Origin of the sequence: Minwuia sp. (assembly GCF_048007105.1) — a bacterium.
Lineage (GTDB): Bacteria > Pseudomonadota > Alphaproteobacteria > Minwuiales > Minwuiaceae > Minwuia.
The window spans coordinates 3,966,259-3,982,013 of record NZ_CP180352.1 but is presented as its reverse complement, the minus strand read 5'-3'; the positions used below and the strand labels follow the sequence as shown (position 1 = coordinate 3,982,013).

14 protein-coding genes are annotated in these 15,755 nt (G+C 64.6%); 7 read left to right on the top strand and 7 right to left on the bottom strand.

Annotation, left to right across the window (positions count from 1 at the left end; genetic code table 11):
* Positions 1–95: 95 nt before the first annotated feature.
* From ACMVY4_RS19290 to ACMVY4_RS19275, 4 genes are read right to left on the bottom strand one after another with little or no spacing between them, the layout of a single operon-like run.
* Complete coding sequence (locus tag ACMVY4_RS19290; protein ID WP_416897585.1) at positions 96–830, bottom strand: lysophospholipid acyltransferase family protein; 735 nt, start codon at positions 828–830, stop codon at positions 96–98.
* Positions 827–1,429, bottom strand: a complete 603-nt coding sequence (locus ACMVY4_RS19285; protein WP_416897584.1) for a YdcF family protein — start codon at positions 1,427–1,429, stop codon at positions 827–829. Before ACMVY4_RS19285 ends, ACMVY4_RS19290 begins: the two co-directional genes overlap by 4 nt.
* The gene (locus ACMVY4_RS19280; protein WP_416897583.1) at positions 1,426–2,280 is read right to left on the bottom strand and encodes a cell division protein FtsX; all 855 of its coding nucleotides are present in this window, start codon (positions 2,278–2,280) and stop codon (positions 1,426–1,428) included. The genes ACMVY4_RS19285 and ACMVY4_RS19280 overlap by 4 nt, the downstream gene beginning before the upstream one ends.
* Positions 2,277–2,987 carry a cell division ATP-binding protein FtsE gene (locus tag ACMVY4_RS19275; RefSeq protein ID WP_416897582.1) on the bottom strand — a complete coding sequence of 237 codons (711 nt, stop codon included), beginning with the start codon at positions 2,985–2,987 and terminating at the stop codon, positions 2,277–2,279. The genes ACMVY4_RS19280 and ACMVY4_RS19275 overlap by 4 nt, the downstream gene beginning before the upstream one ends.
* A gap of 143 nt (positions 2,988–3,130) precedes the next feature.
* On the opposite strand from ACMVY4_RS19275, the gene ACMVY4_RS19270 reads away from it, so the two are divergent.
* The gene (locus ACMVY4_RS19270; protein WP_416897581.1) at positions 3,131–3,919 is read left to right on the top strand and encodes a DUF3426 domain-containing protein; all 789 of its coding nucleotides are present in this window, start codon (positions 3,131–3,133) and stop codon (positions 3,917–3,919) included.
* Between the two features lie 5 nt (positions 3,920–3,924).
* A complete protein-coding gene (locus ACMVY4_RS19265; RefSeq protein ID WP_416897580.1) occupies positions 3,925–4,299 on the top strand; it encodes a response regulator in 375 nt (124 codons plus the stop codon).
* Positions 4,300–4,369: 70 nt separating this feature from the next.
* Here ACMVY4_RS19265 and ACMVY4_RS19260 read toward each other — a convergent pair whose 3' ends face one another.
* Positions 4,370–5,086, bottom strand: a complete 717-nt coding sequence (locus ACMVY4_RS19260; RefSeq protein WP_416897579.1) for a TorF family putative porin — start codon at positions 5,084–5,086, stop codon at positions 4,370–4,372.
* 395 nt (positions 5,087–5,481) lie between these two features.
* Between ACMVY4_RS19260 and ACMVY4_RS19255 the strand changes: the two genes are divergently transcribed.
* From ACMVY4_RS19255 to ACMVY4_RS19245, 3 genes are all read left to right on the top strand, one after another.
* Complete coding sequence (locus ACMVY4_RS19255) at positions 5,482–6,552, top strand: hypothetical protein (protein WP_416897578.1); 1,071 nt, start codon at positions 5,482–5,484, stop codon at positions 6,550–6,552.
* Positions 6,545–8,833, top strand: coding sequence for a GAF domain-containing protein (locus tag ACMVY4_RS19250; RefSeq protein WP_416897577.1), 2,289 nt, complete (start codon positions 6,545–6,547; stop codon positions 8,831–8,833). The genes ACMVY4_RS19255 and ACMVY4_RS19250 overlap by 8 nt, the downstream gene beginning before the upstream one ends.
* A 260-nt stretch (positions 8,834–9,093) precedes the next feature.
* On the top strand, positions 9,094–13,221 hold the full coding sequence (locus ACMVY4_RS19245; RefSeq protein ID WP_416897576.1) for a calcium-binding protein: 4,128 nt from the start codon (positions 9,094–9,096) through the stop codon (positions 13,219–13,221).
* Between the two features lie 241 nt (positions 13,222–13,462).
* On the opposite strand, the gene ACMVY4_RS19240 is transcribed toward ACMVY4_RS19245, so the two are convergent.
* Positions 13,463–13,699: a hypothetical protein gene (locus ACMVY4_RS19240; RefSeq protein ID WP_416897575.1), complete on the bottom strand. Its 237-nt coding sequence runs from the start codon at positions 13,697–13,699 to the stop codon at positions 13,463–13,465.
* Between the two features lie 86 nt (positions 13,700–13,785).
* Between ACMVY4_RS19240 and ACMVY4_RS19235 the strand changes: the two genes are divergently transcribed.
* Positions 13,786–14,121: a hypothetical protein gene (locus tag ACMVY4_RS19235; protein ID WP_416897574.1), complete on the top strand. Its 336-nt coding sequence runs from the start codon at positions 13,786–13,788 to the stop codon at positions 14,119–14,121.
* A gap of 166 nt (positions 14,122–14,287) precedes the next feature.
* Positions 14,288–14,698 (top strand): hypothetical protein, encoded by a 411-nt coding sequence (locus tag ACMVY4_RS19230; RefSeq protein WP_416897573.1) that lies wholly within the window; start codon positions 14,288–14,290, stop codon positions 14,696–14,698.
* 99 nt (positions 14,699–14,797) lie between these two features.
* Here the strand turns inward: ACMVY4_RS19230 and ACMVY4_RS19225 are convergent, their stop codons facing one another.
* Entirely contained in the window at positions 14,798–15,679 is an 882-nt protein-coding gene (locus tag ACMVY4_RS19225; protein ID WP_416897572.1) for an IS1595 family transposase, read from the bottom strand.
* Between the last annotated feature and the right edge of the window lie 76 nt (positions 15,680–15,755).

Here is a 15,755-nt window from a genome sequence, read left to right as displayed (position 1 = left end):
CCTGTCCGGCAAGGCCGCGTTCCTTTTTTGTTTCCAAGATCGGGCCCCGGTTTCCTCAACAGGCCGGCCGCTGGAAACGCCGAAGAAGCGGCGTGTTATCCACGCCCTGTGGACGATTTTCCGGCTTCCGCTTCCAGGGCGTCGGTAGCGCTCTCGATGGCGTCTTCCAGACGGCTCATGAACTCCTTGCGCGGCAGTCCTGCAGGAATGGGCTCCAGATATTCCAGCACGATCTCGCCCGGCTTCTTCGTGAAGGCGTTCCGGCCCCAGAACAGGCCGGAATTCAGTGCCACGGGAACGACCGGCAGGCCGAGATCGCGGTAGAGCGCCGCCACGCCGGGCAGATAGGCGCGTTTCTCGCCCGGGGCCATGCGCGTGCCCTGCGGGAAGATGATCAGATGCCGGCTGGCGTCGCGGGCGGCCCTTGCATGGACCAGCATGTCCTTCAATGCCGCCGTCTTGCCCGCACGGTCGATCGGGATCTGCTTCGTGTGCCGGCAGTACCAGCCGTACACGGGGATACGCAGCAGTTCCTTCTTCATCACGATGGCCGGGTCGTCGACCTCGATATGCCAGATGATCGTGTCCCACATCGACTGGTGCTTGCACGCGATGATCACTGGCCCGGGCAGCAGGTTTCCACGACCGCGCACGGTCCACCTAAGCCCCACCAGATGCCTGAGCCCCCAGTTCAGGCCCATGGCCCAGACCCGCTGGCCGGCCATCACCACCCGCCGCGGCAAAAGCAGCGCTGGCAGGAAGGCGACATTCATCACCGCCGACCAGAGCCAGAACCAGATGTTGAACAGCAGCGTGCGGATGAAGGTCATCGAACACTCACGTCGCCGATGTCGTCCAGCAACCGGGCGCGGACGAGGCTGAAGATGTACTTGTTGAACTCGACGATGATCCGCTGCAGCGCGCCGATGCTCTGCCACCAGCCCTGCGGATTGTCCTCCCCGGCCCGTGTCGGCAGCCGCTCCAGGCGGATCCCGTCCATGTGACGCCGCATCTCGACGATGCTCCGCGGCATGTGCGAGGCGGAGGTCACCACGATCACCGAACCGAGTTTGTTTCGCCGGACCCAGAGCGCGGTCTGCTCGGCATTGCCGACCGTGTCCTTGGCCTGTCGGTCCAGCTCGATGCAGCAGTCGAACAGCGCCGATTCACCGGGGAAGGCTTCTGCCAATTCTTCTCGGGCGGTGCCGTCGCCGACGCCGGTGATCAGCATCTTCGCCGAGGGCCGCTGCTTCAGAAGCTCCAGGCCGGCCGTGATGCGTCCGGCAGATCCCGTCAGCACGGCAATCCCGTCGGCAGGCGCAGGGGCCGGCGGCGTATCGGCGACACGCTCCGCAAAGGCCAGGAAGCCACCGCACCACAACGCCGAAAGCAACAGGAACAGGCGAATGACGAAACCGGTCTGACTCACCAGCGATTCCTCAACATCTCCAGTACCGTATAGCGCGCCGTCAGCGTGGCGACGAGGGCGATCAGCGCCGGCAGAAGCCCGATACACAGCCAGCCGGTCCAGCCGGGATTCAGGCCGGCGATCAGTTCGGCGCCTTCCAGCCGGGCTGCGCCGACGCCCAGCCCGACGATGACGGCGCCCGGCGCGACGCCGGCGATGCCGCCCGTGATGGCCTGCCGGAAACCATGCCGCTGGAAACGGCGGGCGATGTAGCGTTCCTCCGCCCCCATCTGGCGCAGAAGCTCCACCGTGGCGGACTGTGCCGACAGGGCGGCGCGTATGGCGAATACGGTGACAAGGACGATGACGGACACGGACAGCAGGGCGAGGCCCATGGCGACAATCCCGGCCAGTCCGGCGAGACGCTGGAGCGGCTCAAGCCAGCCGCGCGTGCTGTCGACCGTGGCGCCTGGCCATGCCTCCAGCGCCCGGCGGACCTCGCGTTCTGCGGCCGGGTCGGCAAGCTGCACGTCGATCAGCCAGGGCAGGGGCAGTTCCGTCTCGCTGGCCGTTGCGCCGCCGAGCCAGGGCTCCAGTAGCGCCCGCACTTCGTCGCGGGGCAGAAGTCGGGCCTGCGCGACCCTCGGTTCCGCTGCCAGCCCGGAGGCGGCAGCGCGGGCCGCGTCGCCGTCTTCTGCCGCGTAGCGCACGATCAGGCGGTCGTTACCGATCACACCCCATGACGCCGTGAGTTCGGCCAGAGAGAACGACACGCCGACGGCGACGGCCACGACCAGCGACAGCGCGGCGACGATCCAGGGCAGAAAGCGGCCAGACGGGTCACGGTCGAGAGCGAGGGCGCGGTCCTTCATGGTTGCGCCGCCGACGCCGGGTGCAGCCGCCCGTCTTCCAGATGCAGGATCGGGAAGCCGAATCGGCTTGTCAGTTCCGAATCATGCGTGGCGACCATCACCGTCGTGCCGAGCTGGTTGAGGCGGATGAAGAGCGTCATCAGCCGCTCGGCCATGTCGCGGTCGACATTGCCCGTCGGCTCGTCGGCGAGCAGCAGCTTCGGCCCGGCGATCACTGCCCGCGCGATGGCGATCCGCTGTTTCTCGCCGCCCGACAGGGTGGCCGGCAGCGCATCGGCCTGATCGGCCAGCCCGACCCAGGCGAGCATCTCCCGCACGAACTGTTCCGATTTCTCGTCGGACAGACCGCCTGCGAGCTTCAGCGGCAGGACCACGTTTTCCGCCGCCGTCAGATGGTTCAGCAGGCGGAAATCCTGAAAGACGACGCCGACACGGCGGCGCATGGCGGGCAGCGCCGTGGCCGGCGCCTCGTTGACGTCGGCGCCGAACATGCGCATCAGGCCGCGGCTCGGCCGGCGGGCCAGTTGCAGCAGGCTGAGCAGGGAGGACTTGCCGGCGCCGGAGCGGCCGGTCAGGAAATGGAACGAGCCGGCCGGCAGGTCGAGATCGAGGTCGCGCAGAACCTCGGGCCCGTCCCCGTAGCGGAGGCCGATATTGCGCAGGCTGACCAATGGGCCGCTGCCGGAACTGCCGGATAACTGGGTCAAACCTCGCGTCCGCCTTGAATGGCTGCCGACATCTCGCCTATATGCTCAGATCGTTTTGAGGCCGGAGTCCGTAAAGGGCCAGCCTGTCAGGAAGGTCGACGACCGTTCGATAATCGACAAGGACCAACTGGATCAATGACGGAATGTTCCTGACCTGCCCGTCCTGCGCTGCCAAGTTCCGTGTCCGGCCCGAGATGTTCGAGGCCGGACCCCGGAAGGTGCGCTGTTCCCGCTGCGGCCACCAATGGGTCGGCGAGCCGGACCTCGAGCCGGTCGAGCCTGCACCCGAGCCGCAAGGCTTCGATCCCGAACCCGAACCCGCCGAGGCGGGGTTCTCCGGCACGATCCCCGGGCAGCCTGCCGACTGGGAAGACATGATACGCGCCGAGCGGGATCCCGATCCGGATGATGCCTGGAACGGCGACGCGTTTCCGCTGTCCGCGGAGGCCCGCTCATTGGGCGGCAGGCCGGCGGGCCGAAAGACCCCGAGCTGGGTCTGGGCCGGCTGGGCGCTGATTGCTGCGGTGCTGGTTGTCACCGCTCTCGGGCTGGCGTTTCTCAAGCCCGTGCTGGTCGCGGCTTGGCCCCCGGTCGAGCGGCTGTATCATGTGGCCGGCGCGGCCGGTCTCTCGAATGCCGGGCCGGCGGTCAGCTACCGCATCGAACGGTCGTCGCTGACCGAGAGCGAGGGCCGGCGGCGCATGGAGATCAGATTGACGGCGACGAATGCGACCGACAAGCCGCAAGCGCTGCCGATCGCCGCGATCGACCTGATCGACCAGTCCGGCGAGGTCATTCGCACGGTGCCGGTGCGGATGCCCGGAGAAGAGAAGCCTCTCGAGGCGCATGAGAGCCGCGAGGTTCCGCTGGTTCTCGACGATGTGCCGAAGCGGCTGGACCGGGTCCGGGCGTCGGTCTGGCAGGGGGAGTGACGGGCATGGCGCGCATCCTGGTGGCGGAAGACGAGCCCGATATCCGCGACATCATCGACCGTGCCCTCTCGGGCGCCGGCCATTCGGTCGTGACGGCCGCAGACGGCGCCGCGGCGCTGGAGCAGATGCGCGGCCAGAAGTTCGATCTGCTGCTGACCGATATCGTCATGCCGATCATGGACGGCGTTGCGCTGGCGCTGAATGTCGCCAAGGCACATCCGGACGTCAGGATCCTGATGATGACAGGTTATGCCGACCAGCGGGACCGCGCGCACAACCTGGATCTGCTGATCCATGACATCGTGCTGAAGCCCTTCACCATCGGCGAGATCGTGCTGAAGGTGGACGAGGCGCTCAGCGCGCCGCACCGGCGCGGCTGAGCGATCATCCGAATCCGGCGGGCGGCGGCCGGAGGGCCAGCCGCCGCCCGATCCGGACCTGTCCGGGAGCCTAGAAGCTCCGCGAGACCGAGAAGATCACCGTCGCACCGCAACCGTCGCCGCAGGAGCCTTCGTCGGTGTCGACATAGGCAAGGCCGAAGTCGAAGCCGTAGAAACTGCGGGCCAGCGAGACCGACCAGTTCAGGTAGTCCGGCACGCCGAAGGTCGCTTCATCGTCGATGATCTGGTAGCCGATGGTGGCGCCAAGCTCGAAGTCGTAGGGCAGGGGCACCGCAACGCCGGCTTCGGTGTAGAAGGCATCACCCGACGCGCCGAAGTTCTCCGGCGAGTAGTTCATGCCCAGAGACACCGAGGCGACTTCGAAGTCGTAGCCCATACCCAGGGCCACCTCGACGAAGTCGAAGTCCTGGTTCCGGCGCGCGCCGGGGTACCAGTAGTAGATCACGCCGAGATCGTAGGAGAAGTTGCCGACGGTATTCGCGTAGCCGCCGTAGAAATCCATCTCGATATGGGCGTCGTTGAACTCGACGTTGGACGCCCAGGTGCCCAGATAGATGCCGCTGTCATGCGCCCAGTCGAAACCGCCCTGAATGGCCGGCTCGTTCTGTGTCTGGGTGATGCCACGGAACCGGTAGTCCGTCAAAAAGGCGACATTCGCGGAGAATTCGCCCGGGATCATCATTTCTTCCTCGTCCGCGAGGACCGGTTGAAGGCTGGCCATCCCCAACGCGAGCCCAACGCCCGCCATGGCAATCAGCTTCTTCATGGTACGCACTCCCTCTCTGCTGGTGCATTCGCCGCCGCAACGGCGACGTCCGCGCCATGGCAAGAGAGGGGCCATTCATAAAAAGGTCACAAGTCCTTCATATTGCAGAGAAAGTTAATCTGATGCCTTTTTCTGCACTGCACAACAAATAGACATTGCAACTTTCATTTGCACTTTATTTGAACTGACGAGGCGTATTGCCGTAAGGTCAGGTAAATCCGGGGCCGGGCGCGCCACCGACGGTGCAGTGCAAAATGCGCGGAGGCGGGGTCCCGTTCCGTCGGCAATTAGGATTCTTTCAGCTTTACCATGCACATGATAGGCTCCGGAAACCTGTGGGGACTGATTCATGCGCGCTCGAAGCCACATGCTTTCGACACGGCGCTGGTGCTGATATGGCCGTAACCGCCGTCGATCTCGAAGCTGAAAACCGGCAGCTGCAACGCACTGTCTCGGTCATGCGCGAGACGCTCGAGGACAAGGACCTCGAGATCAAGCGCCGTGTCCAGCGGGCGGAAGCCAACGCTGCCGGCGAGATTTCGACGCTCAAGGACACCGCTCAGGCGCTGCGCGACAAGATCGAGGATCAGCGCCGTGAGGCCGCGGTCCAGGTGCAGCGGGAAAAGCAGGCCGGCGCTTCCGAGATCGGTCAGCTGAAGGATACGGCGCAGGCCCTGCGCGACACGCTGGAGGATCAGCGCGCCGAAACCCGCCGCCTGGTCCAGCAGGAGCGGCAGGCGGCCGCGTCCGAGATCCAGCAACTCAAGGACACGGCCCAGGCGCTGCGTGACGAGATGGAGGAGCAGCGGCTCGAGGCGCAGCGCTCGGTGCAGGCGGCAAGGCAGGCCGGCGCCGCCGAGATCGCGCAGCTGAAGGATACCGCGCAGGCCCTGCGGGACACGCTGGAGGAGCAGCGCGCGGAGACGCAGCGGCTCGTTCAGGCCGAGAAGCAGGCCGCGGCGGCCGAAATCGCGCAATTGAAGAGCGCGGCCCAGGCGCTGCGCGACACGCTGGACGAACAGCGGCTGGAAGCGCAGCGCGCGGTGCAGGCGGAGAAACAGACCGCAGCCGCCGAGATCGCGCAGCTGAAGGAAACGGCGCAGGCGCTCAGGGATTCGCTGGAGGACCAGAGGGTGGAAACCCAAAGGCTGGTGCAGTCCGAAAAGCAGGCGGCGGCGTCCGAGATCGCCCAGTTGAAGAAGACCGCACAGGAACTGCGCGACGAGATGGACGAGATCAGGCGCAAGGGTCAGGCCGAGACCCAGCGGGCCAGGGCCGTAGGTGCTGCCGAAATATCGCAGCTTCAGAAGACGGCACAGTCCTTGCGCGACGAGATGGACGAGATCAGGCTGGATCACCGCGACCAGCGGCAGGAGATGGAGCAGGCGCACCGGGCCGAGCTGCAGCAATTGCATGCTACGATCCAGAAGCTTCGGGACCGCCTGGAGGAGAACGAGCATGTATGACAATCCGCGCACGACGAAGAAGGCGCAGAACCTGTCGCAGTCGGAGCACATCAAGCAGCTCCAGATGATGCTCGACGTCTCGCGCCAGGTCGCGGCGCTGGACACGCTCGATGCGGTGCTCGACACGCTGGTCAGTGTCGCCGTGGCCGAGACCAAGGCCGAGCGCGGCACGCTGTTCCTGCACGACGCGACGACGGGCGAACTGTTCAGCCGCGTGGCCCAGGGCCTGAAGCGTCACGAGATCCGCATCCTCGACAATGTCGGCATCGCCGGGTTCACCTTCCAGAACGGCGACGGACAGATCATCCACGACGCCTACAACGACGAACGCTTCAACCGCGACGTCGACGCGGAGACGGGTTTCACCACCAAATCGATTCTTGCCGCGCCGGTGCGCAACGCGAAGGGCGAGGTCATCGGCGTCGCCCAGGTGCTGAACAAGAAGGACGGCCAGTTCACCGAGCTGGATCTGGCCGTGCTGGAAGGCATGACGACCCAGTGCGCGATCACCCTGCAGTCGATGCAGCTGGTCGAACGCATGGAGGTCACGCGCCAGCGCGAGATCGAGTTCCTGAACATCGTTTCCGACATGACCTCGGAACTGGAACTGACCCGGCTGCTGCAGCGGGTCATGTCCGAGGCGACCCGGATGCTGGACGCCGAGCGGTCGACGCTGTTCATCAACGACGAGAAGACGAACGAACTGTTCAGCCATGTCGGCGAGGGCCTGGACTCGGTCGAGATCCGCCTGCCCAATCATCTGGGCATTGCCGGCGCCGTGTTCACCTCGGGCGATACGGTGAACATTCCCTACGCCTACGCCGATCTCCGCTTCAATCCGGGCTTCGACAAGCAGACCGGCTTCTTCACCCGCTCGATCCTCTGCGTGCCCGTGGTCAACAAGGCCGGCAAGGTCATCGGCGTGACCCAGGCGCTGAACAAGCGCGGCGGGCCCTTCACCGAGGATGACGAGAGCCGCCTGAAGGCCTTTACCGCGCAGATCGCGATCGGCCTGGAGAACGCCAAGCTGTTCGGCGACGTCCAGGCGATGAAGAACTACAACGAATCGATGCTTCAATCGATGTCGAACGGCGTCATCACCTTCGACGAGGAAGGCGAGAACAAGACCTGCAACGCCGCCGGCGCGCGCATCATGCGCACCTCCGCCAAGGAGATTCTCGGCAAGAAGCCCGAGGACGTCTTCGGCGAGGCCAACCAGTGGCTGATCGACAAGATCGCCCGCGTCGCCGAGAGCGATGTCGGCGAGAACATGATGGATACCGAGCTGGTCTTCGACGGCGACAAGGCGTCGGTGAACGTCACCGTGCTGCCGATGGAATCCGGCGAAGGCACGTCGCTGGGCACGCTGGTGATGATCGAGGACATTTCCGACGCCAAGCGCGCCAAGTCCACGCTCTCGCGCTACATGGACCCGGGTCTCGCCGACCAGATGCTCGCGGGCGGCAACCAGGACGACATCCTGGGCGGCAAGGACACCGTCGCGACCGTACTGTTCTCGGACGTGCGCAGCTTCACAACGATCACCGAGAAGCTCGGCGCGCAGGGCACGGTGGCCCTGCTCAACGACTATTTCGAGCTGATGGTCGACTGCATCTCCGAACAGGGCGGCATGCTCGACAAGTTCATCGGCGACGCCATCATGGCGGCCTTCGGCATCCCGCTGCCGCATGACGACGATGAGGACCGCGGTCTTCGCGCCGGGATCAACATGATCAAGCGGTTGTGGGAATGGAACAAGGCGCGGGCGGCCCGCGGCGAGATGGAAATCGACATGGGCCTCGGTCTGAACACCGATTCCATCGTGGCCGGCAACATCGGCTCGAAGAAGCGCATGGACTACACCATGATCGGCGACGGCGTGAACCTCGCTGCCCGTCTGGAAAGCGCCTGCAAGCAGTATTCGGCGCGCATCCTTCTGTCGGAGTACACCGTCGCCAAGCTGAAGGGCGTCTACCGCCTGCGCGAGGTCGACAAGGTGGTGGTGAAGGGCAAGACCCAGCCGGTCGGCGTGTTCGAATGCCTCGATTATCACACCGACGAGACCTTCCCGAACCTGATGGACGTGCTGGGCAACTTCAACGAAGGCGTCAAGCAGTACCGCAAGCAGGAGTGGGACCGCGCGGTCCACTATTTCCAGGACGCGCTGAAGGCGAACGAGCACGACAAGCTCGGCCACACCTACATCGAGCGCTGCGAGCTCATGAGGCAGAACCCGCCCGGCGACGACTGGGACGGCGTCTGGATCATGAAGGACAAGTAGGGGCCGTCGCCGCCGTCTTTCACCGGCCTGAAATTACAGACAATTTTCCGAGAATTCGTATCGAATCCCGTCCGGAATTCGATCCGTTCGCAGGAACTTGCCATCAGGCTTCCGCTCATGGCGACGCCCGGCCACTTGGCATGTGCCTCGCATACTGAGAACCAGTATCGGTTGCCGCAGTATCATGATGCCACGCTGACGGGCTGCGGGACCAAAATTGCAATGTCTTGTGCCATTGCTGCACAGGTGGGAGTGAAGCGATGTCTCTGCTGTTCCAGATTTCGGGCCTCGACGGGTGCCGCGGTATTGCCCGGGCCACGATCAACGGTGACGGCACGAGCGAGAACCTGCAGGGAACGTCGGACGACGACCGCATCTTCGGCGGTGGCGGCGACGACACCATCAACGGCCTTGCCGGCAATGACACCGTCCGCGGCGGGGACGACGACGACAATGTTCTGGGCGGCGGCGGCGACGACGTGGTGCGCGGCGATGCCGGCGACGACCGCGTGTTCGGCGGCGGCGGCAATGACAGCCTGACCGGCGACGACGGCAATGACAGCCTGGTCGGCAATGACGGCGATGACACGGTCCGCGGCAACAACGGCGACGACACCATCAAGGGCGACGCCGGCGACGACGAGATTTTCGGCGGCGGTGGCCGCGACGAGGTCGACTACCGGGCGACCGACGGCGACGTGAATGTCGATCTGGGCGCCGGCGGCAATGACAACGGCGTCGCCACAAGCGACGATTTCGGCACCGATCTGCTGGATTCCATCGAGATCGTGAAGACCGGCGACGGCAATGACTTCGTGGCCGGCGACGATTCCAACGAGGAGATCGAGACCGGCGCCGGCGACGACATTCTGGTCGGCAACAATGGCGACGACCTGCTGGAAGGCGGCGACGGCCAGGACGAGCTGTTCGGCGGCAACGGCCAGGACACGCTGCGCGGCGACGCCGGCGACGACTACGCCGAGGGCGGCGCGGACGACGACGTGCTGTTCGGCGGTGACGGCAGCGACGACCTGCAGGGCCAGGACGGCAACGACACGATTTCCGGCGAGGGCGGCGACGACTTCCTGTTCGGCGGCCTCGGTCTCGACGTCATCAACGGCAATGACGGCAATGACGACATCGAGGGCGGCGACGGCAATGACGACCTCCGTGGCGGCAACGGTAATGACGATATCCGGGGCCAGGGCGGCAATGACCGTATCACCGGCGAGGAAGGCGACGACTTCCTGTTCGGCGGCGACGGCAACGACACCATCAACGGCAACAACGGCGTCGACGAGATCGTCGGCGGTCTGCTGAACGACCTGCTGTTCGGTGGCGACGGCGACGACACGATGTCGGGCGACGAGGGCGACGACACGCTGTTCGGCGAGGGCGGCGACGATGAGCTGAACGGCGGCGCGGGCAATGACGATATCCGCGGCGGCGTGGGCAATGACATCGCCATTGGCGGGATCGGCCAGGATCTGATCCAGCTGATGTCCGGCGACGACTACGCCGAGGGCGGTGACGGCGACGACACCATCCGCGGCAACGAGGACGACGACATCCTGTTCGGCGGCAACGGCAACGACACCGTCCGCGGCGACGAGGGCGACGACTGCGTGCATGGCGACGAGGGCGACGACTTCGTCACCGGCGGCGCGGGCAATGACTCCATGGAAGGCAATGGCGGCGCCGACCTGCTGCTGGGCGATGATGGCGACGACTTCATCTCCGGCGGCGAGGGCGATGACGAGATCCAGGGCGGGACCGGCAATGACGATCTGGACGGCGACGCGGGCAACGACATCATCCTCGGCCAGGCCGGCAACGACATCATGTCCGGCGGCGACGGCGACGATCTGCTGAACGGCGACGTCGGCGACGACACCCTGTTCGGCGACGCGGGCGTCGACGAACTGCGCGGCGGCGACGGCAATGACGAACTGAACGGCGGCGATGGCGGCGACAGCCTGACCGGCGGCGCGGGCAACGACCTGATGAACGGCGACGCAGGCCGCGACTCGCTGGAGGCCGGTGACGGCGACGACACCGTCGACGGCGGCGCGGACTGCGACACCATCGACGGCGGCATCGGCAACGACGTCATCGACGGCGGCGCCTGCGACGACGACATCATTGCCGGCGAGGGCGACGATACGGTTCGCGGCGGCGAAGGCGCCGACGTGATCGAGGGCAATCTCGGCAACGACTACATCGAGGGCAACGAGGGCATCGACTTCGTGCTCGCCGGCCGCGGCGACGACGTCGTCTATGGCGGCGACAATGACGACTACCTCGGCGAGGACCTGATCGTCTCCGTCTCGAAGCCGCCCGAGCAGGATCACGACACCGGTTCCGGCGGTTCGAAGGGATCGTGGGGCTCGAAGGGTTCCTGGGGATCCAAGGGTTCCTGGGGTTCCCATGGCTCGAAGGGCGGCAAGGGGTCCGACGGCTCCCGCGGTTCGAAGGGCAGCAAGGGTGGCAAGGGCTCGGACGGCTCCCATGGCTGGAAGAGCAGCAAGGGTTCCGACGGTTCGCACGGTTCGAAGGGCGGCAAGGGCTCGGACGGCTCCTACAGCTGGTGGGGCAAGGGTTCCGATGGCTCGCACGGTTCGAAGGGCGGCAAGGGCTCTGACGGCTCCTACAACTGGTGGGGCAAGGGTTCCGATGGCTCGCACGGCTCGAAGGGCAGCAAGGGTTCGAAAGGATCGAAGGGCAGCAAGGGCTCGCTCGATTTCGACGATTACCTGACCGGCGGCATCGGTGACGACGAGATCTTCAACGAGATCCACACCGCCGAGGTCCCGTGCACGGGCATCTTCCGGCTCGAGTTCACGTTCTCGACGGACTTCCAGGAGTGGTGCCGCAAGTACGGCGCCGATTCGCAGATCGAGGTCCGCGTTGGCGGCGAGACGGTCGCGACGCTGAATGCGACGCAGACGCTGCAGTCGTTCAGCCAGGACCTGCTGCTGCATACCGGCACCACCGAGATCGAGTTCGTCGGCGTGGACGGCGGTTACTACGCTCCGGAAGTCGAGAGCGTCACCCTGCGCCAGGTGATCACCGAGACCCTGTTCGGCAATGAAGGCAACGACGTCGTCTACGGCGACGGCGGCAAGGACTTCATCGACGGCGGTATCGGCAACGATACGGTCGACGGCGGCGATGGCGACGATCTGGTCTGCGGCGGCGACGACGACGACATCATCCGCGGCGGCAAGGGCGCCGATACCATTCACGGCGGCCAGGGCTACGACATCGCCGATTACTCCAATGCCTGCGAGGGCGTGACCATCGCCTTCTCCAATACCGACCACAACGGTATCGGCGGCTACTACCGCTCGGTCGAGGCCGGCGGCCTGGCCGGTGAGGCGCTGGGCGACACCTTCATCGAGATCGAGGCGTTCCGCGGTTCCGACTTCGGTGACAGGATCTACAGCGCCGACTTCGCCATGAAGTACGAGCTCGGCGGCGGCAATGACGTCTTCGACACCGATTACTACGCCGATGTCGCGGACACCGTCGACGGCGGCGCTGGCAACGACACCATCTGGACCGGCAACGGCGACGACGTGGTGACAGGCGGCAGCGGCAACGACCGGATCGACGGCGAGAAGGGCGACGACACCATCGAAGGCGGCGCAGGCAACGACACCATGTCCGGCGGCGAGGGCGAGGACACCTTCGTCTTCGGCGAGGGCGACTTCGGCTGCGACGTCATCGAGGACTTCTGCAACGGCACCGACAAGCTCGACTTCACCGGCCTGGGCCTGAAGTTCTCGGACCTGTCGATCAGCCAGACCGGCTGGTGGGGCCGCGACACGCTGATCGAGGCGCCCGACGGCAGCAAGATCATCCTGAAGGGCTTCGCGAAGAGCGATCTCAATGCCCGCGACTTCGAAGGCCTCGAGCCCGAAGCGAACGGCATGAGCCCCGACGCCATCGTCGGCAACGACTGGTCGGAATACATCTACGGCACGCGCGGCGAGGATGAGATCCATGGTCTTGGCGGCAAGGACAAGATCTATGGCGGCTCGGGCGACGACGCCATCTTCGGCGGCGAGGGCCGGGACAAGCTGATCGGAAGCTGGGGCAACGACACGCTGGACGGTGGCGCCGACGACGACAAGCTCTATGGCGGTGCCGGCGCGGATACCTTCCGCTTCTCCGGCGACGACATCGGCTGCGACGTGATCGCGGACTGGTGCGAGGCAGAAGGCGACAAGATGGATGTCAGCGCGCTCGGATTGTCGTTCAGCGACATCCAGATCATCGACATCGGCCGAGACGTGCTTGTGAAGCTTGGCGACCATGGTTCGATCCGGATCGAGGACACCTATACCAGCTCGATCGGCGAGGACGACTTCACCGGCCTCGTCTGATCCGGCACCGAGGCAGCTGCACAGGCCGGTTTCCGCGCCCGGACACGGGCCGGCCTGCTGTGATCGCCATCGTAGCGTGCGCGGATCGAACTATGCCCTGAAGGCCCCAGAGGTTACAATTCCGCGGGGGTGTATCCCCTGAGCATACGGTGGGTCGCTTCGGCGGCTTTTTTTGATTCTGGAGGGCCTAATGCGCATCTGTCCTAAAGACGCGGGGGCCTTGGCGGCGATCCGTGAATTGTCAGAGCTTGCGGTAGGTCGGCCCGATGTTGTCGAACGCATCAAGCATCTCGTTGATGTAGGTGCGCCACTCTTTCGAAGTGAGGTCGATGCGGGCGCCACAAGCCTCGCAGGGGAGTTCGTCGCGGTCTTTGAGCCTAGCAGCGATCTCCATGCTCTCATTGCCGCACTTCGGGCAGGGGACCGGTAGCGGGACCACCCATTTGAGTTCGCTGCGGTTGGGATTGCTGTCGCTCATTGGTGGAGCTTGAGCGGCTCCAGGCGAGGAGTCAAATTGACCCGGTTGCGCGGGCGTGCCAGCCTTCCCGCAGAGAGGGAGGCACCATGTCTGACGGGAATTCTGATCAAGGCGCAACTGAATCAGTCTTCGCGCCATCTGGCACTCCGGTAGCCTACGCGGAGTTTGTGTCAAATCTCGCGTACAGCCGGGAGGTGGTGAAATACTATTTCGTTCGTAACGATCCGGCGATCAATGCCGTCGGACCGGCGCAACCCAATGTTGTCGCTCAGGTCGTTATGTCCACTCCCGGGTTCTTGGCCACGGCAGCGTTTTTTTCGCGCATGGTGAGCCAGATGGTTCGAGAGGGGGTCGTTACCCAAGAGCAGGTGGACTTTTGGCGTCAATCTGATGAGGGCCGTGAGGATGAAGCCGACGCGTGACAGCCTAGCGGATGTCACGCGGGGCCAGAGATATGCAGCAAACACAGCAACAGCCGCGGCTTCTTTTACGAACAGCCCCGCGCCCTCTGGTCGAGATTTGCTTCGCCAATTTGGCGTAGAATCACCACATCCAAGGGAAACGCCCGGCACCGAGAGGACCGCTGACATGGCAGAGATTTCACGAGAGGAGGTGCAAGCAGAGCTTCGCGCAGTTCGCGCAGAGAATGACGCGCGCTTTACTCAAGTGCTGTCAAGCGTTGATGGCCTAACTAAGCACTTCGATGCAGAACTTACGAAGTTTCATGCTGCAAGGGAGAGTCTTCCGACAAAGTACGGCATGCTCTGGACGACGGTTGTTTCGGTTGCAAGTGGTGTTGCTGCCACCGTCACTATCATGCTTGGCGTTCTGGCGATTGCTGGTGACAGGTTCGACGGCGGCATCGGGGCCGCGACCGTGTCCGTTGAGCAGGCTGTCGAGGCAAGGCGCATCTCACGAGAAAATGCTGAACAGGTTGAGCGCCTAAATTCCAAGATGGATACGCTGCTGGACGTGTTGAGGGGGCGGGTTGAGGAATGACCACGCTCAAGAAGGCGATCAAGGAAGGCAAGCTGGAGCAGTTCATCCGGGAGCACGAGAACGACGCTCCCGGCGATCTGGAGAAGCTGGATAAGGCCCTCAAGCGTCCGGATAAGTCGAAAGCAACTCCGAAAGCATCGTCTCAGGACGCATCCGACGATTGAAGCGGTACTCGAATTCCTTGGCGTAGTGCTCAAGGTATGCTGGAGAGACGCTGGTATGCGTTCCCTTGATGGAGCACTTGAGGTGCCGCCAAAAGTTCTCGATGGCGTTCACCGTGGTCCCGTCGTCGGCAACGTACCGACCGTCAGTGTGATTGACGCGGGTGTGCTGGTATCCCGCCTTTGAGAGCGCATCGTAGGACTTCAGTTCGTCAGTGTTGATGGCGGTGCCCTTGACGACACTGGCTTCGATCACCGGCAGCAGGGTGGCGCGGCGGACGTTCGGGACAACCCGCACCATCACGTCGCCCTCGCGTTCCAACATACCGAGCACGACCGTCTTGCCAGCGGCTCCGCGACCGCGCTTGCCGCCCCTGCGGACACCGCCGACCAGCGTCTCGTCAATCTCGACCGTCCGGCCCGAGCCGCCGAGCGGGTCTTCGCCGTCGATCTGGGCCATGTGCTCGCGCACCTTCTGGCCCATGCGCCACGCCGTCTTGTAGGTCACGCCGGTCTGGCGCTGGATCTCCTTGCCGGACACGCCGTGCCGGGTCGTGGTGAACAGGAAGATCACATAGAACCACGTCTGGAGCGACGTGCGGGACTTCTCGAAGATCGTGCCGACTGTCGGGTGAATGTGGTGACCGCACCACTGGCAGGAGAAGGCGCGTTCGGCCTTGATCGGATACCAGCGGGCTTCGCGCTCGCACTTGGGGCAGACGTGATCCTGGCCGAAGCGAACGTCAAACAGATGCGCCAAGCAGGCATCGTCATCGGGGAACTGCTTGAAGAATTCACGGACTGTCGTCGGCTTGGGCATCGGATCATCTCTCCTATGCCCTTTAGATGGTGGTCGTCCCACCGTATGTCAAGGGGATACACCCCATTCCGCGCAT